The organism is Micromonospora sp. GCM10011541, from assembly GCF_042650725.1.
Lineage (GTDB): Bacteria > Actinomycetota > Actinomycetes > Mycobacteriales > Micromonosporaceae > Micromonospora > Micromonospora sicca.
The window spans coordinates 78,620-97,986 of sequence record NZ_JBHSBP010000025.1 but is presented as its reverse complement, the minus strand read 5'-3'; the positions used below and the strand labels follow the sequence as shown (position 1 = coordinate 97,986).

Annotated in this window: 22 protein-coding genes, 1 tRNA gene and 2 pseudogenes; 11 read left to right on the top strand and 14 right to left on the bottom strand. The window is 69.7% G+C overall.

From position 1 onward, the window contains the following. Window positions 1-66: 66 nt before the first annotated feature. The 3 genes and pseudogenes from ACFOYX_RS10115 to ACFOYX_RS10105 form a co-directional block, all read right to left on the bottom strand. Window positions 67-1,245, bottom strand: coding sequence for an ATP-binding protein (locus tag ACFOYX_RS10115; RefSeq protein ID WP_322441569.1), 1,179 nt, complete (start codon window positions 1,243-1,245; stop codon window positions 67-69). Between the two features lie 442 nt (window positions 1,246-1,687). After that, window positions 1,688-2,137 (bottom strand): annotated as a pseudogene (locus ACFOYX_RS10110) (class I SAM-dependent methyltransferase); the annotation flags it as partial. Between the two features lie 80 nt (window positions 2,138-2,217). Then, window positions 2,218-2,625: an SgcJ/EcaC family oxidoreductase gene (locus tag ACFOYX_RS10105; protein ID WP_322441568.1), complete on the bottom strand. Its 408-nt coding sequence runs from the start codon at window positions 2,623-2,625 to the stop codon at window positions 2,218-2,220. A 132-nt stretch (window positions 2,626-2,757) separates the two neighbouring features. Between ACFOYX_RS10105 and ACFOYX_RS10100 the strand changes: the two are divergent. Beyond that, window positions 2,758-3,722 (top strand): annotated as a pseudogene (locus tag ACFOYX_RS10100) (RNA polymerase subunit sigma-70). Here the strand turns inward: ACFOYX_RS10100 and ACFOYX_RS10095 are convergent. Continuing rightward, complete coding sequence (locus ACFOYX_RS10095) at window positions 3,715-4,617, bottom strand: septum formation family protein (RefSeq protein WP_322441565.1); 903 nt, start codon at window positions 4,615-4,617, stop codon at window positions 3,715-3,717. The pseudogene ACFOYX_RS10100 and the gene ACFOYX_RS10095 overlap by 8 nt on opposite strands. A gap of 454 nt (window positions 4,618-5,071) precedes the next feature. Here ACFOYX_RS10095 and ACFOYX_RS10090 point away from each other — a divergent pair, with 454 nt between their 5' ends. Beyond that, complete coding sequence (locus ACFOYX_RS10090) at window positions 5,072-5,578, top strand: hypothetical protein (protein ID WP_322441564.1); 507 nt, start codon at window positions 5,072-5,074, stop codon at window positions 5,576-5,578. A 174-nt stretch (window positions 5,579-5,752) separates the two neighbouring features. On the opposite strand, the gene ACFOYX_RS10085 is transcribed toward ACFOYX_RS10090, so the two are convergent. Then, window positions 5,753-6,613: an alpha/beta hydrolase gene (locus ACFOYX_RS10085; protein WP_322441563.1), complete on the bottom strand. Its 861-nt coding sequence runs from the start codon at window positions 6,611-6,613 to the stop codon at window positions 5,753-5,755. Between the two features lie 167 nt (window positions 6,614-6,780). On the opposite strand from ACFOYX_RS10085, the gene ACFOYX_RS10080 reads away from it, so the two are divergent. Together ACFOYX_RS10080 and ACFOYX_RS10075 are read left to right on the top strand one after the other, a co-directional pair. Then, on the top strand, window positions 6,781-7,563 hold the full coding sequence (locus tag ACFOYX_RS10080) for an alpha/beta hydrolase (RefSeq protein WP_322441562.1): 783 nt from the start codon (window positions 6,781-6,783) through the stop codon (window positions 7,561-7,563). Between the two features lie 182 nt (window positions 7,564-7,745). Then, window positions 7,746-8,549, top strand: a complete 804-nt coding sequence (locus ACFOYX_RS10075) for an inositol monophosphatase family protein (protein WP_322441561.1) — start codon at window positions 7,746-7,748, stop codon at window positions 8,547-8,549. Between the two features lie 288 nt (window positions 8,550-8,837). On the opposite strand, the gene ACFOYX_RS10070 is transcribed toward ACFOYX_RS10075, so the two are convergent. The 3 genes from ACFOYX_RS10070 to ACFOYX_RS10060 all read right to left on the bottom strand — a co-directional run bounded on the left by ACFOYX_RS10070 (window position 8,838) and on the right by ACFOYX_RS10060 (window position 11,667). Further along, a complete protein-coding gene (locus ACFOYX_RS10070) occupies window positions 8,838-10,130 on the bottom strand; it encodes an IS110 family transposase (RefSeq protein WP_322441560.1) in 1,293 nt (430 codons plus the stop codon). Window positions 10,131-10,487: 357 nt separating this feature from the next. Then, complete coding sequence (locus ACFOYX_RS10065) at window positions 10,488-10,889, bottom strand: hypothetical protein (protein WP_322441559.1); 402 nt, start codon at window positions 10,887-10,889, stop codon at window positions 10,488-10,490. 448 nt (window positions 10,890-11,337) lie between these two features. Continuing rightward, on the bottom strand, window positions 11,338-11,667 hold the full coding sequence (locus tag ACFOYX_RS10060; protein ID WP_322441558.1) for a nucleoside triphosphate pyrophosphohydrolase family protein: 330 nt from the start codon (window positions 11,665-11,667) through the stop codon (window positions 11,338-11,340). A 467-nt stretch (window positions 11,668-12,134) separates the two neighbouring features. On the opposite strand from ACFOYX_RS10060, the gene xerC reads away from it, so the two are divergent. The 5 genes from xerC (at window position 12,135) to ACFOYX_RS10035 (ending at window position 14,142) form a co-directional block, all read left to right on the top strand. Then, window positions 12,135-12,821, top strand: a complete 687-nt coding sequence (gene xerC, locus ACFOYX_RS10055) for a hypothetical protein (protein WP_322441557.1) — start codon at window positions 12,135-12,137, stop codon at window positions 12,819-12,821. A 77-nt stretch (window positions 12,822-12,898) separates the two neighbouring features. Next, window positions 12,899-13,135 (top strand): hypothetical protein, encoded by a 237-nt coding sequence (locus ACFOYX_RS10050; protein WP_322441556.1) that lies wholly within the window; start codon window positions 12,899-12,901, stop codon window positions 13,133-13,135. Window positions 13,136-13,282: 147 nt separating this feature from the next. Further along, window positions 13,283-13,546, top strand: a complete 264-nt coding sequence (locus tag ACFOYX_RS10045) for a hypothetical protein (protein ID WP_322441555.1) — start codon at window positions 13,283-13,285, stop codon at window positions 13,544-13,546. Continuing rightward, complete coding sequence (locus tag ACFOYX_RS10040) at window positions 13,543-13,791, top strand: hypothetical protein (RefSeq protein ID WP_322441554.1); 249 nt, start codon at window positions 13,543-13,545, stop codon at window positions 13,789-13,791. Before ACFOYX_RS10045 ends, ACFOYX_RS10040 begins: the two co-directional genes overlap by 4 nt. A 111-nt stretch (window positions 13,792-13,902) precedes the next feature. Further along, window positions 13,903-14,142, top strand: coding sequence for a hypothetical protein (locus tag ACFOYX_RS10035; protein ID WP_322441553.1), 240 nt, complete (start codon window positions 13,903-13,905; stop codon window positions 14,140-14,142). A 64-nt stretch (window positions 14,143-14,206) separates the two neighbouring features. On the opposite strand, the gene ACFOYX_RS10030 is transcribed toward ACFOYX_RS10035, so the two are convergent. The 5 genes from ACFOYX_RS10030 to ACFOYX_RS10010 form a co-directional block, all read right to left on the bottom strand. Then, window positions 14,207-14,623: a hypothetical protein gene (locus ACFOYX_RS10030; RefSeq protein WP_322441552.1), complete on the bottom strand. Its 417-nt coding sequence runs from the start codon at window positions 14,621-14,623 to the stop codon at window positions 14,207-14,209. Between the two features lie 42 nt (window positions 14,624-14,665). Beyond that, entirely contained in the window at window positions 14,666-15,115 is a 450-nt protein-coding gene (locus tag ACFOYX_RS10025) for a hypothetical protein (protein ID WP_322441551.1), read from the bottom strand. A gap of 126 nt (window positions 15,116-15,241) precedes the next feature. Further along, complete coding sequence (locus ACFOYX_RS10020; protein ID WP_322441550.1) at window positions 15,242-16,432, bottom strand: hypothetical protein; 1,191 nt, start codon at window positions 16,430-16,432, stop codon at window positions 15,242-15,244. Then, a complete protein-coding gene (locus tag ACFOYX_RS10015) occupies window positions 16,429-16,911 on the bottom strand; it encodes a DUF4365 domain-containing protein (protein ID WP_322441549.1) in 483 nt (160 codons plus the stop codon). The genes ACFOYX_RS10020 and ACFOYX_RS10015 overlap by 4 nt, the downstream gene beginning before the upstream one ends. A 229-nt stretch (window positions 16,912-17,140) precedes the next feature. Further along, window positions 17,141-17,866: a TIGR02391 family protein gene (locus ACFOYX_RS10010; RefSeq protein WP_322441548.1), complete on the bottom strand. Its 726-nt coding sequence runs from the start codon at window positions 17,864-17,866 to the stop codon at window positions 17,141-17,143. A 152-nt stretch (window positions 17,867-18,018) separates the two neighbouring features. Here ACFOYX_RS10010 and ACFOYX_RS10005 point away from each other — a divergent pair, with 152 nt between their 5' ends. Beyond that, window positions 18,019-18,384 (top strand): hypothetical protein, encoded by a 366-nt coding sequence (locus ACFOYX_RS10005; RefSeq protein ID WP_322441547.1) that lies wholly within the window; start codon window positions 18,019-18,021, stop codon window positions 18,382-18,384. 3 nt (window positions 18,385-18,387) lie between these two features. Here the strand turns inward: ACFOYX_RS10005 and ACFOYX_RS10000 are convergent. Then, window positions 18,388-18,463 (bottom strand) — tRNA-Arg (locus tag ACFOYX_RS10000). Between the two features lie 144 nt (window positions 18,464-18,607). Here ACFOYX_RS10000 and ACFOYX_RS09995 point away from each other — a divergent pair. Then, window positions 18,608-19,366 (top strand): hypothetical protein, encoded by a 759-nt coding sequence (locus ACFOYX_RS09995; protein WP_322441546.1) that lies wholly within the window; start codon window positions 18,608-18,610, stop codon window positions 19,364-19,366. Window position 19,367: the final 1 nt, after the last annotated feature.

Below are 19,367 nucleotides of genomic sequence, written 5' to 3'. Positions count from 1 at the left end.
GCCGGTCCGCCGGGGAGCCGCGGGCGGCGGGCGACGTCCTCCGGCGCGCCGACCGAGGTGCCCAGGTCAGCCGACACCGGGCCACTCCAGCCGGATCCGGGTGCCCGCCCCGGGGGCGGACACCACCTCGGCCCGCCCGCCGACGGTCGTCATCCGGCCGCGGATCGACTCGCGCACCCCGTACCGGTGGGGCGGGACCGTGGCCGGGTCGAAGCCGGGACCGTCGTCGGCGACCTCGACCACGACGGCGTCGGCGTCGCGGGCCAGGCACAGCGTGACGGTCGCGCCCGGCGCGTGGCGGGCCACATTGGACAGCGCGGCGGCGGCGCTCTCGGCGAGCGCCTCGGCGACCTCCGCCGGGACCGCGCACGGCGCCAGCGTCGCGCTCACCGACAGCTCGGGCAGCCGCGCGAGGACCGCCCGCAGCCGGTCGTCCAGCCCGGTCGGTCCCGCCGCCGGCGCCGACCGGGCGTCGGCCAGGGCGGCGAGGGTACGCAGGTCGGCCGCGCACCGGTCGCGCAGCGCGGCCGACGGGCCGGCGACCGCACCGAGCCCGACCATGGTCAGCGTGGCCAGCACGGTGTCGTGCAGGTCCCGGTTCTGCCGTCGCTCCGCCTCCCGGGCCGTCCGGGCCACCACCGCCGCCCGGGCCAGCCGCTGGTGGTCGGCGAAGGCCCGGTCGGCGTGACCGATCCGCCGCCGCATCACCGCCGTCATCACCGCCGCGCAGCCGGTCTGCACCAGCAGCGTGGCGGGGTGCGCGCGCGCCTCGACGACGTTGCCGGCGTCCGCCGCGCCGGCCACGTACGCGGCGGTGACCAGCAGCCCGGCCGGAATGGACCAGTGGGCCGGGGCGGTGGCCTGGGCGTTGATCACGGTGGTGCTGGCCAGCACCGCGATCCAGCTCCCCTCACCGGGCAGCACGTCCGGCGCCACCAGCCACGGGATGAGCAGGCAGGTCGCGGTGGTGAGCGCGACGTCGCCGGCCGCCAGCGGCCCGGTCACGCCGGGCCGCAGGGCCCGGACGGCGTACCAGACCGACCAGGCGGTGAGCGTGGCGACCACCGGGACCAGCAGGGCCACCCGCACGGGCGGCGTCCGGACCGCGAGGGCGGCCACCGCGCCGACCAGACCGCAGGTCAGCCGGAGCAGCGCCGGCAGGGTGGTGAAGACGAGGTCGAACGCGCCGCCCGCCGGCCGGTCCCACAAGGACGGCGGCGAGGTCGGGGCGGCAGCGACCGGCATCGGGGGAGGTGTCCTTCCGGCAGCGACCCGGTCGGGTCCGCACGGCGTAAATCGACGCCGGAGAATAACATGTTGTGCGGCAACTGGTCACCTTCGGTACGCGGCGCGTCGCCGGCGCGTTCCGACGTCGCCGGGTCGGTGCGCAATGCCGCCCGCCGCCAAGCTGGTCCGCAGCCCCACCCTGGGCCTCGCCCTCGCCGGGATCGGCGACGCGCTGCGGCTGGCCGCCACCCTCGACCTCCACCCCGTACAGGTCGGGGGTCGGCAGGCCGGCCGCGGTGAACTCGTCCACCACCTGCTCCGGGCGGTGGAAGTAGGCGGTGGTGAAGCCGGTCTCCGGGTCGTTCACCCCGCCGGCGTACGTGGCGAGCAGGCTCGGCCGGGTGCGCTCGTCCACCACACCCTGCCGGCTCAGATCCATCAGCGCGGCGTTGCGGCTGATCACCGCCGCGATCACCGGCCCGCCGGGCCGGGTCAGCCGGGCCGCCTCGCGCAGCGCGGTCACCCGGTCCGCCCGGTCGGTGAGGTGGTAGAGCGGACCCAGCAGCAGGGTCGCGTCGACCGAGTCGTCGGGCAGCGGCAGGTCCCGGGCGTCACCCACGCTGGCGACGATCTCCGGGTGGGCGTCCCGGGCGGCGGCCACGTGCGCCGGCACCAGGTCGACCAGATGCACCCGGTGGCCGGCCGCCGCGAGCCATCCCGCGTACGCGCCGGGGCCCCCGCCGACGTCGAGCACCGAGGCCGGTGGCGCGGGCAGCAGCCGGGACAGCAGGTCCCGGGTACGCGCCGACTCCAGCCGTCCCTGCGGGGCGCGGTGCAGCCGCTCCGCCTCGGCGTAGACCTCGGTGTAGTACCGCCGGATGTCCGGCTCGGCCGGTCGATGATGTGGCATCCGTCGATGGTGGACGGCGGCGGCGCGCCCGTCATCCGGTTTCCGGCCGCCCGCCTCGAGGTGGGCGGCCGGAGGCTCGGTCAGGCCGGGCAGTTGTGGTACGCCGCGACCCGCCACCCGTCGTCGCGTCGGGTCAGCACCCAGGTGGCGCGGCGGAGCCGGTCGGCGGGGAGCGTCTCCTCGCCGGGGAGCAGGAAGCCGCTGCGGCTGACCACCACCGCCGCGTCGTCCCCGACGAGCCGGACGTTCTCCGGCTCGTCCACCGAGGTGGAGCCCCGCAGCGGGCCGGCGAAGGCGCCCGCCAGGTACCGGCGGACCTCCTCCCGGCCCTGGTGGAACACCCCGCCGGGCAGCACCACCGTGGCGTCGTCGGCGTAGCGGTCGGCGACGGCATCGGCGTCGTTGGCCGCCCAGGCGGCGACGAGGGCGTGCAGCACCTCGCGTACCGCCCGGTCGTCGCGAAGGTGCATGGTTCCGGTGTTCGTCATGGTCGTCCTTCCGTGGTGTGGACCTCGCCGGTACCTACTCGGCGTCGGGCGGCAACTCATCGGTCCGCCGGCGATGACTTCCGGCGACCGGGCCGGTAGGTATGTGCAGGGCAGACCGGAAGGGACGGACCGGTGACCGTGATCAGCGAGGACTTCGACCGGCGGACCCGCCCGTACCGGCGGGAGCTGCTGGCGCACTGCTACCGGATGCTCGGCTCGGTGCACGAGGCGGAGGACCTGGTGCAGGAGACGCTGCTGCGGGCCTGGCGGGCCTTCGACCGGTACGACCCGGACCGGGCCTCGCTGCGGACCTGGCTGCACCGGATCGCGACCAACGCCTGCCTCACCGCGCTGCGCGGCCGGGCCCGGCGGCCGCTGCCGTCGGACCTCGTCGCGCCGAACCCCGACCCGGACGGTCACCTGGTGGTGGGGGAGGTGCCCTGGTTGCAGCCCGTCCCCGACGCGCTGCTCGACCCGGCCACCGTGGTCGCCGCCCGGGGCAGCCTGCGGCTCGCGCTGGTCGCCGCCCTGCAACTCCTGCCAGCCCGGCAGCGGGCCATCCTGATCCTGCGCGACGTGCTCGGCCAGTCGGCCGCCGAGGTCGCCGAGACCCTCGCCACCACGCCGGCCGCGGTCAACAGCGGGCTGCAACGGGCCGCGCCCGGCTGGGCGCGGTCGCCGTACGGGAGGAACAGGTCGCCGAACCGGCCGACCCGGACCGGCGAGCGCTGGTGGACCGGTACGTGGCGGCGTTCGAGCGGGCCGACGTGGCGGCGCTGACCCGGCTGCTCACCGCCGACGCCGTGCTGGAGATGCCCCCGGTGCTCAACTGGTATGCCGGCCGGGAGCGCTATGGCCGGTTCATCGCCCGGGTCTTCGCCATGCGCGGCACCGACTGGCGGATGCTGCCCACCGCCGCCAACGGCCAACCCGCGCTGGCCGCGTACGTGCGCGACGGGAACGCGTACGTCCCGCACACCCTGCAGGTCCTCACCGTCGACCGCGGCCGGATCAGCCGGAACGTCGTCTTCCAGGACCGGGCGGTGTTCGCCGCGTTCGGATTGACCCCGTTTCCGGCCACCGTGCCGGTCAGTTGACCGGGAGCGCCTTCGTGCCGCCGCTCTTGATCGACCGGGTGACCTTCTTCCCGCTCGACCAGTAGAAGCAGCGCACCCCCCGGTCACCGCGCGCCCAAGCCTCCTCCGACGGCAACTGATACGACGTCCCCGTCCGGTACCGCAGCATCCGGTCGACCGGGACCTTGGCGTACCGGGCGACGACGGTGCGGCACCCGGCGTGAATGGACTCCTGGTGCCGGCCGGCGTCCGCGTAGCGGCCGTCCGGTACGGTCCACGCGCCGACGTACTCGAACTGGTGGGCCGTGGCGCAGCCGACCTGCTGGAAGTTGCCCCACCGGTCCTCGGTCAGGCAACCGAACGCCAGCGGCGACGGGCGCTTCAGCGCGTCGCGCAGGCTGCCGGTGTGCTGGATCGCATGGTCGTTCGGGTGATCCCGGAACGTGCCGCCGTCCACGGTGTCCAGTTCGAAAAGGTCACAGCGGTACCACCGACTGCCACCCGTCCAGCCGAGGGGCGACGGCGGCACCACCTGCACCGACAGCCGGGCCCCCCGCCAGTCGCCACCGACGAACGCCGTCGCCTTCGCGTCACAGTCGGCGAACGCGGGACGGATCGCGGCGGAGCCGACCGGTGGCGGGGTCGGGCGCTCGGCGAGTGCACCGGTGAAGGTGCCGAGGTGGATGGTCTCCACCAGGTGCGCCCGGCCGCACTCCACCGGCTGGTAGCTGGTCAGGTAGCTGCTCGGCTCGGCGATCAGGTGGCAGTCGCCCACCTTCGGGGTGAACTGCTCGACCTTGCCGACCGGACGCCAGTCGTCGGTCAGGTCGCCGTCCGTGCCGGCCGGCGTGCCGCACCCCGCCAGCACCACCATGACCAGGGCGGCCCACGCCGTCACACCGCGCCACCGCTTCATGCCACTCTCCCAGCCCCCCGTGTGAACGCGGGCAGCATACGTGTCCGCCGGCCGGCCGGGGTTCCGCGCCCGCCGCCGACGAGGTGACGTACGTCGCTGGGCCTGGTCATGACCGCGTCCTCCCAGGGCGTCGGTGCTGCCGTCACCCCGGCTTCCGTCGCCGCCCGTCGTGGGGCGGCCATCCCACCGTGACGGTGTGACATCTGGTGGAGGCCCGGCGCTGAGGGGCACGAGATGAACGCACAAACTCTTCGACCAGCTGACCTGCGGCGTCGCCGACTGATCACTCAGCGGCGTCGGCGTCGGTCCGCGGCAGCGGCCGGCCGCACCCGCCCGGCCGTGGGTCACCGCGTGCGTACGTCCCGGTTCCCGGCACTCCCGCCGGGGACACCGCTGCACCGGGGGCACGCCGGGTGGCACGTCCGTACTTCCATCCCCCAGACGGAGCTGCTCGATGCTTGAGACCGCCCTCGCGAAACTCCTCACCCTGAAGGTCGGCGCCACGGCGCTCGCCGTCGCCGCCACCGGTGGCGTGGCGCTCGCCGCCGCGACCGGCACGCTGCCCGACCCGCTCACCGCGCCGAGCGCGAAGCCGGCGGCCCACGCCACCGGCAAACCCGCCGACAAGGCCGGCCAGGGCAAGGGCTCGCCGGCCGAGGCGAAGGGCTCCCCGTCGCCGAACCTGGCCGGCCTCTGCCGCGCCTACCGGGCCGGCGCCGGTGACAACCCGGGCAAGGCACTGGAGAACCCGGCGTTCCGGGTGCTGATCACCACCGCCGGCGCGAAGGAGCAGGTGGCCGCGTACTGCGACACGCTGCTGGCGACCGAGAAGGGCAAGGCCCGGCCCACGGCCACCCCGAGCCACCCGACCGGCCAGCCGCAGACCCGTCCGACCCCGGCGAAGACGGAACGCCCCGAGGCGCCCGGCGGCCACCAGCGGACCGCCCCGCCCACCAACTGACCTCCGGCACCGGGCGGGCACCCCCCTCCACCGCCCGGTGCCGGCACCGCGGCGTCCGCACGGATGACCCTCCCCCCGGTCATCCGTGCGGCGTCGCGATCCGCGTCCGCACCGGGCGCGGCGCGGCGGCGGCCGGGTCCCACGGCCGCCGCCGCGCCACAAATCGTCCGCCTGCTACCGACGGTCCGCGGCGCCCGCCGCGTCGGCCCGGCCGCGCAGCCACTCCAGGGCCGACTCGGCGTGGGTGAGCACGGAGATGTGCCCGTCCTCCGGGTACCGCCGCAGCTCCGCGCCGGGACAGATCCGCGCCAGCCACTCGCCGTGCGCCGCCGGCACGACCCCGTCCCGGCCGCCGTGCAGCAGCAGCACCGGCGCCGTGATCCGCGCCGGGTCGAATCCCCACGACGACACGTACGCCAGGTCGTCGTCGATCAGCCCGCCCGGGCCGGCCTGGATCGCCGGACCGACGACACTGTCGAACCAGGACCACTCGCCGGCCAGGGCGGCCAGGTCGGGCGGGGTGAACGCCGGGTCGTACTCGACGCCGGAGGCCTCGAACTTCTCCTTCGCCGCGCGCCCGGCCGCGGCGGCACGCAGCGACGCCACACCGGAGGGGACCATGCCGGCGAACCAGTCCAGCCCGTCGGCGCCGTACGGGCCCAGGCCCGCGCTGCTGATCACGGCGAGCACGCGGTCCGGCAGGAGCGCGCCGCAGGCCAGGGCATGCGGACCCCCGCCGGAGTGCCCGAGCACCGCGAACCGGTCGACGCCCAGGGCGTCCGCGACCGCGGCCACGTCGGTGGCGGCCGAGGCGACGTCCCGGTCGGGGAGGGGCGTGGAGCCGCCGTACCCGGGACGGTCGTGGGAGATCCAGCGGATGCCCAGCCGGTCGGCCGCCGCGAACAGGGGCGCGGGCGGCGCGCCGAGGTTCGGGGTGCCGTGGTGCCAGACGACGGCGAGCCGGTCCTCCCCGCCGGTGTCGTAGACGTGCAGCGTGCGGCCGTCGGCCAGCCGAAGATCCAGCTCTGTCACCATGGCCGGAGACTAGTCGCACCGGCCGACGTGACCGCCTCGCCGGCGGGGCGGTCCGGGCCGGAAAACCCTTGACCGTTGTCGGACCAGACGTGGACCTGTCGCTGCGTCGAACGGAGCGCGAGCGAAATGCGGGCGTGCGCCGGGAGCCGCACCCCTAGGGTGAGCCGGTGACACTTGCTCATGACGTGGCCGGGAGCGGCCCGACCGTGGTCCTGCTGCATTCCACGGCCTGCGACCGGCGGATGTGGGACCCGCAGCTGCCGATCCTGGCCGACGCCGGTTTTCGAGTGGTACGCAGCGACATGCGGGGCTACGGCGACTCGCCCGTCCCCGACGGGCCGTACAACAACGCGCAGGACGTCGTAGAGCTGCTGGACCTGCTCGGCGCCGAGGAGTTCGCGCTGGTCGGGTCGTCCGGCGGTGGCCGGGTGGCGCTGGAGATCGCCGCCCGGTGGCCGTACCGGGTCACGGGGCTGGCGTTGCTCTGCACCGCGCTGGCCGGGCACGAGCCCAGCGCCGAACTCCGGGCGTTCGGCGAACGTGAGGACGCACTGCTGGAAGCCGGGGACGTCAGCGAAGCGACCGACCTCAACGTGGACACGCTGCTGGGCCCGCACGCCGACCAGGCGACCCGGGAGAAGGTACGCGAGATGCAGCGGCGCGCCTTCGACGTGCAACTGGCCGCCGTCGAGGAGTTCCCGCAGCTCCGGCCCGAGTTCGACCGCGCCGACATCACCGCCGCCACCCTGCTGATCTCCGGCGACCACGACCTGCCGGACTTCCGCCAGATCGCGCTCCGCCTGTCGAGGGAACTGGCCGACGCCCGGCACCTCGAACTCGACTGGGCGGGTCATCTGCCCAGCCTGGAGCGCCCTGAGGCGGTGAATCCGCTGCTGCTCGACTTCCTGCGGGGAACGCACGCCGGGAGTGGCCGGGACCTGCGGAGCTGACGGGAGTGCGCGCGCGATCAACGTGCCCTCCGACGTCGAGGAACTGATCGACAAGCGGCGGGGCGATGCTCGTTCGGCGTCGATGACCAGCACCAGGTGACTGAACCGCGAACCAATGGATGGCTGGCATGGTTGGCGGCGCTGAGGCGGATCTCCTCGCGGCCGCCGTCTATCCTGCGCGCATGCTGATCACCGACCAGGACGTGGCTATCGCGGCAGCGCAAGCGGGAGCTGCTGTCGTGCGGGCCAGGTACGGGGCCTCGCTGACGCGCTTCGAGAAGTCTGCGGGTGACTTCGCCACTGCTGCCGATATCGAAGCGGAGAATGCGATCCTCGACGTTCTTCGCTCCGCGCGGCCGGAGGATGCCGTGACCGGTGAGGAGAGTGGACGCACGGGCGCCAGCGCCGCGGAGCGGATGTGGTTGGTCGATCCCCTGTGCGGCACGCTGAACTATGCCGTGCGCAACATGCTGGTCGCGGTGAACGTCGCGCTGCGGACGGGTTCGACAGTCACCGTGGCGGCCTCAGCTGACCCGTTCGCCGATGAGGTGTTCTGGACTGACGGCACCCGCGCACACGTGCGCCGCGACGGTGTGGACGAGCAGCTCAGGCCGTCGGCCGAGTCGCGGTTGGTGGATGTCAACCTCGATCCGCCGTTTCCGAACGCTCCCCGCTTCCGGGTTGTGCGGCTGCTCGCCGACACGGGGTTCGTCGAGCGGTTCCGCCCACGCGTGGTGTCCACCACCCTGGCGGTGGCCTGGGTGGCAGCCGGCCGACGAGCCGCATACGTCACCGATGGCGACCTACGGGACAGCGTGCATTTCGCCAGTGGGATCGCCTTGTGCCGGGCCGCGGGATGCGTGGTGACCGGCATCGAGGGGCAACCGCTGCACACCGGCGTGGGCGGGCTCGTCGTGGCGGCCGATCATCAGACGCACGCCGCCTTGCTGGCACTGTTGGGCAACCAACTCACACCTGTTCGTTGATCAGCGATTTCCCTGCCCGCAGGCAAGCAGCGCTGACCGGTAGGAGACGGTGGTGCGCCCGGCAGGATTCGAACCTGCGGCCTTGGGATTAGAAGAAGATCGCAGATGGCTGGCCAGGTGACTGCACGCCTGGTCAGCCCGTCCGTCGTTGTCGGGCATCGTCGGCGTCTGACGGTGGTCTTGGCTGTACAGCCGGGAGCCAGCACTGTCAGACCCGAAAATCCAACGGTGAGTGGGCAGGCGGCAGCACCCGGCGTAGCGCAGCGGAGCCGGGTTTGGGCGGCTGGGTCAGGCGGCTTCGGGTTCGGCGATGATGGCCTTGCCGTCGCGGGTGGTGATCTTTTGACCGGTGACGGCCTGGAGTTGGGTGGCCAGGTTGCGGGCCCGGCGCTGTTTGTCGATGCGCGTGTCGAAGTAGTCGGCGCCGAGGTCGCGGAACCGGACGGCAGGGTCGGACAGCAGGTGGTAGACGATGACCAGGACCGCGTTGCCGGTGGCCACGGTGGCCTTCTGTTTGCCGCGGCGTCTGGCGATGCGTCGGTGTCGTGCGCCGAGGAAGGTGTCGGTGCGGCAGGCGCTGCCGGCGATGTTGCCCAGAGTGGCGGCCAGCCAGGGACTGCCTTTTGCTCGGCCCTTGTTCTTCTTCTTTCCGGCGGACTCGTGGGTCTGCGGGCAGAACTTGGCCCAGGACACCAGGTGCGCGTCGGACGGGAAGCGGGTCATATCCACGCCGACCTCGGCGATCAGTTCTTGAGCGGCGGTGGGGCCGACTGCGGTGATCTCACTCAACTGCGTCATCTGATGAGCGAAAGGGGCGACCGCCTCGGCGATCGTGGTATCTAGCGCGGTGATCTGCGCGCTGAGCCGGTCGATGTTGTCCAGCATCATTGCAAGGATGGTGGCGTGGTGATCGGTGAAGAAGCCCCGCAGCGCCTCCTGCAGCTGCGCAATCTTCACACGCAGCCGGCCCCTGGCCATCTGAGCGAGGACCGCCGGGTCGCGCTGTCCATCGATGAGCGCCTGGAGTATCAGCCGCCAGGACACCCCAAACACGTCGCTCACCACAGACGTGATCTTGATCTGGGCGTCCTCGAGCAGTTTCTCCACCCGCTGCATCTCCCGGGTGCGATCGCGGATGAGCGAACGCCGATAGCGGGTCAGGTTACGCAGCTCCCGGATGGGCTTGGGATGCACCAGCGACGGCCGGCACATGCCCCGCTCGGCGACCTTGGCCAACCACACCGCGTCGGCCTTATCGGTCTTGGCCCGCCCGGGCACGTTCTTCACCTCGCGCGCGTTGACCAGCCAGCACTCGAAGCCCTCCGCCTCGAGCAGATAATAGACGCCCTTCCAGTAGTCGCTGGTCGATTCCATGACAACCCGGGTGACACCCCAACGGCGCAACCAGCCGGCCATCTGCAACAGGGCGGAGGTGGTGGTGGCAAAGCCACGCACCTCCTGCATACGCCGGCCCGGCCTGGACTCGTTCGGCACCCGCACGCACGCCTCCAACACCGCCTTACCCAGGTCGAGTGCGGCCACCCGCTCAACGTGTAAGTCCTGCTCGTCGACCTCTTCCACGACGCTCTCCCGTGAGGAGTTGGGACGGGGGAAGGTCACCCGCGGGAGCCGGCGGGGAGATGAAGAGTCGGACCCTCGTGCGTTCGTAGCAACAATGCGCAGCCCCTCAAAGCGGCTCCCAGCGTCAAACAGCTTGACGGCCTCACCTGCGCCATGAAGTCACCGACGTCGGCGGGCGACCACACCCGATTTTCCCGCATGCGCGGCGCCCCGAAGGGACCCGAAAACAGCTTGGGAATTGCCGATCAACTGCAGTTCGGCAGGCTGGGCCGTTGGTCTGGGTAGCCCTCGGTGGCCTCGTCTACCACTGGTGCACCTCGGCCAATGGCACGCTAATGGCATGCCGCGCGGTTGAGATCATGCCCGGTCTCGCTCTGCCATGTCCTCGGGCGAGAGGCGGCTGATGACCAGGCCAGTCTCGGTACGGACAAGCGTGAGAGCGCCGATCCAGCTCGTGTCGTCTGGATACTCCCAGTTGGTTGGCTCTGCGAGCACTTGCGCCAGTTCATCACGAGGTACGACATCGCCTGGGGTGAGACCCTCTGAGCCGTTCTCCGAGATCCACCGCTCGTACCTGCGTACCTCGATCCACCCACGGTCGACCAGTGAGAGGAGGGTCCGGGCAAGTTCGTCGAGTGGCAGCCTTCGTTCGTCGTCGTCCAGGTCCCCGCGCACGCCCGGCAGGATGTCCATCTCCGCCGCGTTGATGAAGAAGCACTGCTCGACGTGGCTTAGATTGTCCCAGTCCTTTTGGCTCACCGTGTGATCCTGGCAGACGTCGCTCGTTGAGTTGTCGCCGAGAGAAGGCGGCTATACGGATACGACCGGCCGGAGCTGACCTTCTGATCCGTAGATTCCCAAGACCACGTCTAGCCCGTCCGGTGCGGTCCGCCTGGCCCTCGTCCTCGAACGCTCGGCAACTCGATCGGTTCGGTCCCGTCCGGTCCAGTCCGCGCCGGTGGCTCCCACGTGTGGCTCCCAAAGCGTCAGCCTGCGAATTGTCGATCTCCGGCTGCCTACTGGCCTGGCCGCCTCGTTGCGGTGGTCTCTCGCGGCCCCGGCTGGCCCCTGCTGGCCTGGCTCAATGGCACGCTAATGGCACGCCCACTGTTCTCCCGACCGCACCAGCGCCTTGTCGTGGCCAAGCCTGACAACAAGCCTCGTCCTGATCCACAGCCCGAGCTGTGGGTACCGCCGAACCCCTGGCTCAGCGGTTGTCGCCGCTGCCACTCAGCACGCCACGGCCCTGGCGGCTGGCCAGCTTGGCCAGGTTGGCCGTCGCGACGTCGTCCAGCGATAGGTCGAGGTAGTCGGCGAGCACGGCCACGTACCAGAGCACGTCACCGAGTTCCTTGGCGATGTCGGCCCGGTCGATCCGCGACTCGTCGCTGTCCAGGTCGCGGACCCACTTCTTGAACTTCTCGGCGATCTCACCCGATTCGCCGACCAGCCCGAGCACCAGGTGAAGCAGCTCGTTCCTCTTGTCACGTGGAGCGGCGGTACGGAGGGCGCCGCGCTGATACTCGTCCAGGTCCATGGCGGACCAGTATGGTCGAACCCCTCCCACCCGACAACGCCGCGATCATCTGCCCGGCCCGCCGCCGGGTCGACATCCTCCACAACCACACCCCACCAGGACCGGTCATCCGCTCCTGCGGCCACACGGCGGGGCCTCAGAGCCATCTCCGCCGTGAGTCCCACACACCCTGGCCCCTGGTCTGCTCGGCTCTGCCTGGGACTCATGGTGGAGATGGCGACTCGCGCAACCATCTACTACCGCACCGTCCGGACGGGCTTCCCCATCTCTGTCGTAGATCCCTGCCCGGAGGGCAAACAGCTCTTGCAGTCCGCCAGCGTGGCCGGCCGGCCCGGCCGATGCCGGCCGGAGGTCGCCAGCAGGCCGGGGCCGGGCCGGCGCGGCCCGCTTCGCGGGCCGCTCTTGATGTGGGCTGGGGTGAGGGCAAGCGGTCCCGGAAGTGGGTCTACGGAAAGACGGAGCGGGAAGTGCTCGGCAAGCTGGCCGACCTTCGCCGCCGCCAAGAGCAGGGGCAAAACCTCGCCGCCGCCCCTCGGACGGTCGGGGAGTGGCTGGACGAGTGGTTGCGGATGAAGGAACGTGACGGGACACGGCCGTCGACGTTGCAGGGCTACCGGAAGCTCATCGAGAACCACGTCCGCCCGGCGGTCGGCCAGCTGGCGCTCGACAAGCTGACGCCGACCGTCATCCGCCGGCTGCTGGCTGAGAAGACGGACTCGGGTCTCTCGGCAACGACGGTCCGGCACATTCACGGGCTGATCCGGAACTCGCTCGGTGACGCGGAGCGGGAGGAGCTGGTGCACCGCAACGCAGCCAGGTCGGTTCGTCCGCCTGCGATGAGGCAGGTGGAGCGTCGCGCCCTGGGCGTGGACGAGGCCAAGCGGTTGCTCGATGTGCTGCGGGGACACCGTCTGGAAGCCTTGTACGTCTGCGCCCTGACGGTCGGGCTCCGTCGCGGGGAGCTGCTCGGGCTCGCCTGGTCGGACATACGGGCACGTTCTCGACCACCAGGGCAGCGACGTATCGGCCGCGTTCGCCGAGCTGCGGTCAGAAGCCAGGCGACAGGTGGCAGCGGTCACCCCGAGCCCTGCTCGCCCGCCAGCGGCCGGCACAGCGGGTGGGGTCGTAGACCTGGCGTCGTACCGGAGGCGTAAGACAGGCTGAGAAAAGGAAGACCAGAACAGAGACGAACGTCTATAGTCTTCAGGCCTCCGACAACAAGGAGAAGATCATGGGAGCAAGCCGGGACCGCATCCTCAAGTCGATGAAGGTTCAGCCGACCGCCCAGGACAAGGGGCTCGTACTGACCCTGCGCCTGGTGGCCTACGACAACGGCATCTTGGAGCTCGACGGGATTCCGCTGAGCGACCTGCCGCAGGAGGACGGGTGGGTGGCCGGCGTCGGTGTGATGGCGCAGACCGTCCACGAGTTCCAGAAGCAGGTGCGCGCTCGCCGCAAGGCGCTCTGACCCGAAGGGTTGGCATCGAGGCCGTTCCGCCGCTGGTGGAGCGGCCTTCTTGCTGCCCAGAAAGACGGCCAGGAGAAGGCGCCTTATCCATAGCCTTCTATGTGTGCCCACAGGGGGCGCAATCGTCTACAAGAGACGGAGAAGGAAATGGCACTTGGAGATCGGGTCCTCTACACGTTCGATGAGACCCAGGCGCACTACGTCCGCATGCGGAACACCAACGGCGGGCTCGCCTTCCCCATCCCGGAGACCCGGGCCGGCGACACCCACCCGGCCGACGTCGTCCACGACTACGGCGACGGCGTGGTGGACCTGATGGTCCTGCTGCGCGGCCCCGGTCGGCACTTCGTCATGAACGCGGCGCAGGGCACCGCCGCCGGTCAGCCGGGCCGTTGGGCGGTCAAGGCGTGACGCCCGAAGAACTGGAAGCCCTGAAGCTCAGCGATCCCGAGCGGTACGAGGCGCTGACCAAGCGGGATCGGGACCAGCAGCTAGCGGCAGCGGCCGAGCGGCGGAACGACCCGCTGTACGCCAGCGAGTACGACTCGCGCCGCCTCACGCCGTACGAGCGCCAGGCCAGGGCTGAACGCGATGCCTGCCGGGCGATCGGTGAGCCCGAACCGCCGGTTTACGGGTCGAGCGGAGGCTTGCGATAACGGCGGAGGGGACAGCGGCACCCGAAACAGGCTTCCTCCCCTGCTAGCTCCACCCGTAACGTCGTAGCTCTACATCCCGGTCAATGCACAGCCACCTTTGAGGGAGCCCCTATGCCTAAGCACTCGGACTACGAACGGATCGAACTGCCCGAATGGTTCGCGCCGGACGGCGGGAAGGTGTGGCTGCTGCTTTACAAGGACAAGCCCTACATGAAGGTGGGGACCTACAACACGACATTGCGGGTGAGCGAGGTACTGAACCGCGCTGGCGGTGGACACGTCTTCATTCAGGTCACCGGGCAGGCCGTTAGTGAACAGCCTGAGGATGAAGAGTCCGAAGCACAGGGCTGATAGACGTATCGGGGCCGCCTGCCTTGCCGGTGAGGCGGCCCCGAAGCCGATCAGGCTCCGGTGATCAGACCGGAGATGACGTTGATGGCCAGGTCCCGACCACCGGCGGCCAGGTAGTCCCGGACCCTGGCAAGGCGGCTCGCCTTCTCGGGGTCGTTCTCCTGCTGCGCGATGGCACGAGCACCTTGATCAGCTCTTCCAACTTGTCCTCAGCCTTCGGCCACGCCTGGATCGCCCGCTGCGCGTGGCCGGTCGGCTCGAATACGTGGGACACGCCTCCACCGAACATCTTCTCCATCTTGGTGAAGAACGGCGGCTGCTCGGTGTCAAGGCGACGGAGCGAGGCCATTACCGTCTGCTGGTCGAAGCCGGTGCGCTTGATGATCGCACCCACTGCCGCAGCGCCTCGGCCCTCGTTGCAGATCTCAACGGCAGCCTTGAGCACGGGAAAGTCCGTGGTGTCCCAGAGGTTCTCGGTCATGGCCAGGAAGGTAACCGACGGGTAGGACACTGTTCCCCATCGTCACGCCCCGCCCATCTGTCGGTTGACCACCGCGGCGGTCACGTCCACCAGCACATCTCGGCCCGCGTTTCCGAACCATGACGCCGCCGTCTTGAGCCGGCCGCGCTTCTCCTCGTCCGGCTCCTTGTCGGCGGCCTCCGACATCGCCTGCACGAGCCGGTCCGCCAAGCTCTCAGGCGTGGGCCAGGTGCCGACGGTCCGCCGGGCATGTCCGGTCGGCTGAGAGATGAATCCGATGTCGCGACCGCCGTAGGTGGTCAGGTCTTTGTAACTGAAGAACGGCGGGTACTCAGCAGCCAAGGCGAACAGGGCGGACTTCACTTTGGCCTCATCGAAGCCGACACGCTCCGCGATCTCGTCCGGTTCGATGATCCAGGCGCCCTCGTCGGACATCTCAACGATAGCTCGCAGCACAGGGAGGTCGCGTTCCTCCCACGTCGGATTCACCATGACCGACACCGTAGCCAGGCGGTGCGACATGTCAGATGCTGCTCGCGCGCGAACCGCAGGCATCGGGGCCGCCTACCTAGCCGGTGAGCGGCCCTTCCGCTGCCGTAGAACGCGGACGGCGCTCCCCTAAAAGAGGGGTTGATCGAGGTCGTCGTCGCTATCGCGCTCGGCCGGCTCAAGTGCTACCGCCGACGGGATCTCGACGAGGTCGATCTCTCGCGGATGGTAGAGCCAGTACAGCCTTCCTTCCTTCTCCTGTCGGCCCGACAGCCGCATTGCGAGTCCGTCCCTGAAAGCCTGGATCGCTTGGTCGTACAGCTCCTCAGGTAGCCGGACCCGAATCTTCTTAGCTTGGGATCCCTCGATCACGCTGAGGCGAATCACGCCGGCTGAGCCCGGCCTCGGACGGTCCAGCAGGGTCACGGTCCCTAGGACCGTCACATCCACCGAGGGCTCCGTCCTGGCGAACCGTATGCTGGCGCTCTCCAGGGCGGTCACATCCGACGGCTCGAACTGGACGTAGGTAGGAGTGGGTGCATCGTCGCTCCAGTCACGCCACTCCACGCCCACTTCAGCCCCGTCTGAGTGGGCAACAAGCCGGACCAGCGCCTCGGTCAGTTCGTACGAAACTCCGTACTGCACGGCTTCATCGAAGGCGGCACTGGACGACGTTCTGTTGAATTGGTCCGTTGCCTCCCGCGTCGCCTCCAGACTTGATACCAGCGTCCGCGTAACCTCGCGGCCGGTTAGCGCCTCACCGAATCCCGGTAGCGGAACGGCTACTCCGGCAATATCACCCACAGGAGTGAGCGCGGTGACGACGTAGCTGCCGACTTCCGTCTGCCCCATTCGGACGCTGTTCATGTACGCCTTGGCCGAAGTCCTGTGCTTGTTGCCGAAGTATTGGACCTTCTCCCGCTGCGCCTTGGCCGCCGCTTCCAGCATGCGAGTGGACGAGGCGATCAGAGACTGCCCAGATAACCACTGGATGGAGTCGTAGGGCGTCGGAACTTCTTTTCGGAACCGGACCAGATCGCCGATGCCAATATCGAGCCTGGTTAGCATCCGGTGATAGTCCAGACCGGACATTTCGCCGACGGTGGCGACGGCGTCGCTCATTAGGTTTCGAAAGTCCGCATGTGCTGCATCCAGTGGGACGACGACGCTTCGGCCGTCATCAGTGGGAGCGGCAAGTCGTAGGTACAGCCCGTCGCGTCCCCCACGGATCGTCCAGCCGTGACGCTTAAGGTATCCCACTGTTTGACTCGGGCTAATCCACGAACCATCCAGCGACACCATGTCCAATGGAATGGTCATGCTCGACCACCCGCTCCGATGCGTCGCATGATGTCGCACAGAGCGAACTCGTCGAATACTTGGGACGTGGGCACCTTAACAACCGTCTCATCTTTGCCGGTGATTGGATGCCCTTCAAGGTTCCGCCAATAGCAACAATGGCGGAGCATCATGTGGTTTGAGCCTATCTCGATCCACTGGCCGATATCGCGAGGGACCAGCATTACGATCAAGATAGTCGAAGTGATGACTGGCGAGTGCGCCAGGCGGGCTAGTTGACTGTTCGGCAGCGATATCGAGACGAAATCCAGATCATCCCTCGGAGCAATCTGGTACGTACTCTTCAGTTGGACCCGTAGATCCACCTCGAAGTCGTGGACATGCTCTGTCGACTGGTGGCTGATTTTCCAGTCGATCCCACGATCCCTATTGGGCTTCGAAAGGGAGCAGCGGGCTGCCGCAGCCACGGCGTGCAGGTATGCCTCCTGCAGCGTCTCCATGCACTGCCTTTGATCCAAGTCCCCACGAAGTGGAGTTGGGTCGTCGACAGCGACAGACATGGCTCCCCCTACAGTCCGGAGCGATCATTGTGACCCTCCGTCGCATGTAGATCTACCCACCGAAAGGTCGAGACTAAAACCCGACAGCAGCGGTGTCCACACGGGGGACGATGAACCGAAGGTATCGAGGCGGTTTGCCTGGTGGCTGGACCGCCCCGGGCACTGCCCCTTACGTCTCCGTCTTGAGAATGTCGCCGTGCTCGTACCGAAGCTGCGTCAGCAGCAGGCTCCCGAGCCCGAGCACTCCGAGGGCATAGCGCTTGGCGTCGTCCCGGGTCTGAATCCGGTGCCGGTCGACGTTGCTCAGCGCCTGGGCAAAGCCCATCCCGAGGTACCGCCAGCCCTCTCGCTCGCTGGCCTGCCGGCCGAGACGGTAGTCGCTGGCGTCGCCGAACACCTCCAGGTAGAGGTTCTTGCCGACGAGGTTGTTACCCCGCTGGTCCTGCGGGTTGCCCGCCCACGTCCGGATGTGGTTCTCGACGAAGATCGCGGTCTGGCTGGCGACCTTGCCCCACTCCCCGTCCTCAACCTCGGTCTTGACATGCGCCCACAACTCAGGGTCGTACGCGTGCTCGTCCACCGGCTCGTCCCCGGTCGCGAGACGAAGCTCGTAAATGGCCCCTTCCAAGAGGCCAATGGCCGAGCTGACACCGGACTGGTAGGACTCGTCGTAGACAGACTGGGGCATGCCGTCGTAGTAGACCCAGGGTGAGTAGCTGATCTTGTCGAACCTGGAAACGTAATCGCTATCTTTCCCGAAGGCTCGGCTCAGCACTGCCCTCACCCGGGTTTCCCAGGACGAGAACTGGCTATCGCCAAGACGAGGACCCGCCACAGTCACGTGGATCTCGTCTTTTAGCTTCTCGAGTTCGCCAACGGCGGCGGCAGGTCGCATGGACGCGACTCTACGTGCGGCCTGCGACAGGGTCGCCTTTCCTTGCTCGCCCTCGGCGGGCGCGACTACCGTGCGGTCACGGTAAGTAGTCGGCCCCGCACGCGGTGCTAGCGACACCGGGCGGGGCCTTGACCGGGAAGGAGCCCCGGCCCATGAACAACGTACCGACGCATCCTCATTGGTGCGACCGCCAGACCTGCACCGTGACCCCGGACCGACCGGCGGGCGCACACTGCTCGCGGCCGGTGCTGCTGCGGCCGGAGGACCGTGAGGCGATGTACCTACGGATCACCCTGCACCAGTCCACCGGCCTGCCGGTGCTGTGCGTGGAGGGATTCGACCAGGACCCCGCCAAGGATCCGAACCCGCTGGCCCTGCTGGCGCTGAGCACCAGGCAGGCCACCATCACGGCGCACCTGCTGCGGCGCTTGGTGCGGCTGGCCACGCGTGACGCAGTTGTACCCGGGTTGTACCCGCCAGGGTCGAAGATCAACGCTGATCGGCGTTTCCGCAGGTGACGGTGGTGCGCCCGGCAGGATTCGAACCTGCGGCCTTGGGATTAGAAGTCCCCTGCTCTATCCGCTGAGCTACGGGCGCGCGTCGTGGGTGTCGCGCCGAGGGTACCGCCGCCTCCCCGGCGACCGGGGGAACGGGTGGTCGCGGCCACGTCGCCGATCAGCGTCGCACGGCACACCCCTCGGTGGCACCCGGGTTACCCCGGTCGGCAGACGGGCGGCCGCCATGATCCGTACCCTCGGCCTCATGCTGCTCGACCCGGAAACCGAGAACGACATCGCCTCCGAGCTCTGCAAGCTCCTCGGCCGCGCCATCCTGCCGGTCGGCCAGCTCGACCGGCCGGGTGCCGCCGCCCGGGGCTTCGGGACGGCGTTCTTCTTCACCGAGCTGGTCACGGCCGCGGACGGCAGGCAGTTGGTGCGCGAGTACCTGCTGACCGCGGACGCGATCACCCGGGCACCGTACGGGGAGATCGGTGTGCGGCCGAGCGTGACCGAGCCGCCGGGGGCGGCGTCAGACGGGATCCTGCTGGCGGACTTCGCCGCGCAGTGGGTCCGCTGGCCGGAGGTCGGGCTCGCCGCCATGCTCGCCAAGGATCTGCACGAGTACGCCGGGGACCGAGGCTGGCAGTGGCGGACGCAGCCGGTGACCGACGCGGTGGCGGCGCCCGCCGACGCCGTCGCCCGGATCGGCACTGCCCCCGCGTCGGCGTTCGTGCTCGCGCTCGGCGTCGCCACGGACGGGTCACGGCCGTTGGAGGTGGTCATCGAGCGGCTGGTCCGCGACGGTGACGACATCCGCATCACCACGGAGCTGCCCGACGGTTACGTCGGTGCCCCGGTCTTCGGCGTCGAGGAGACCGCCGGCGGCGACCTGGGGGTGCACTGTCTGGGTCTGGTGCTGCCCGGCGACGGCGGCGGCCACCGGATCGCGACCTTCGACCGGATCCGGGCGGCGCTCGCCGCGGTGTCGCCGGGCGCCTGAG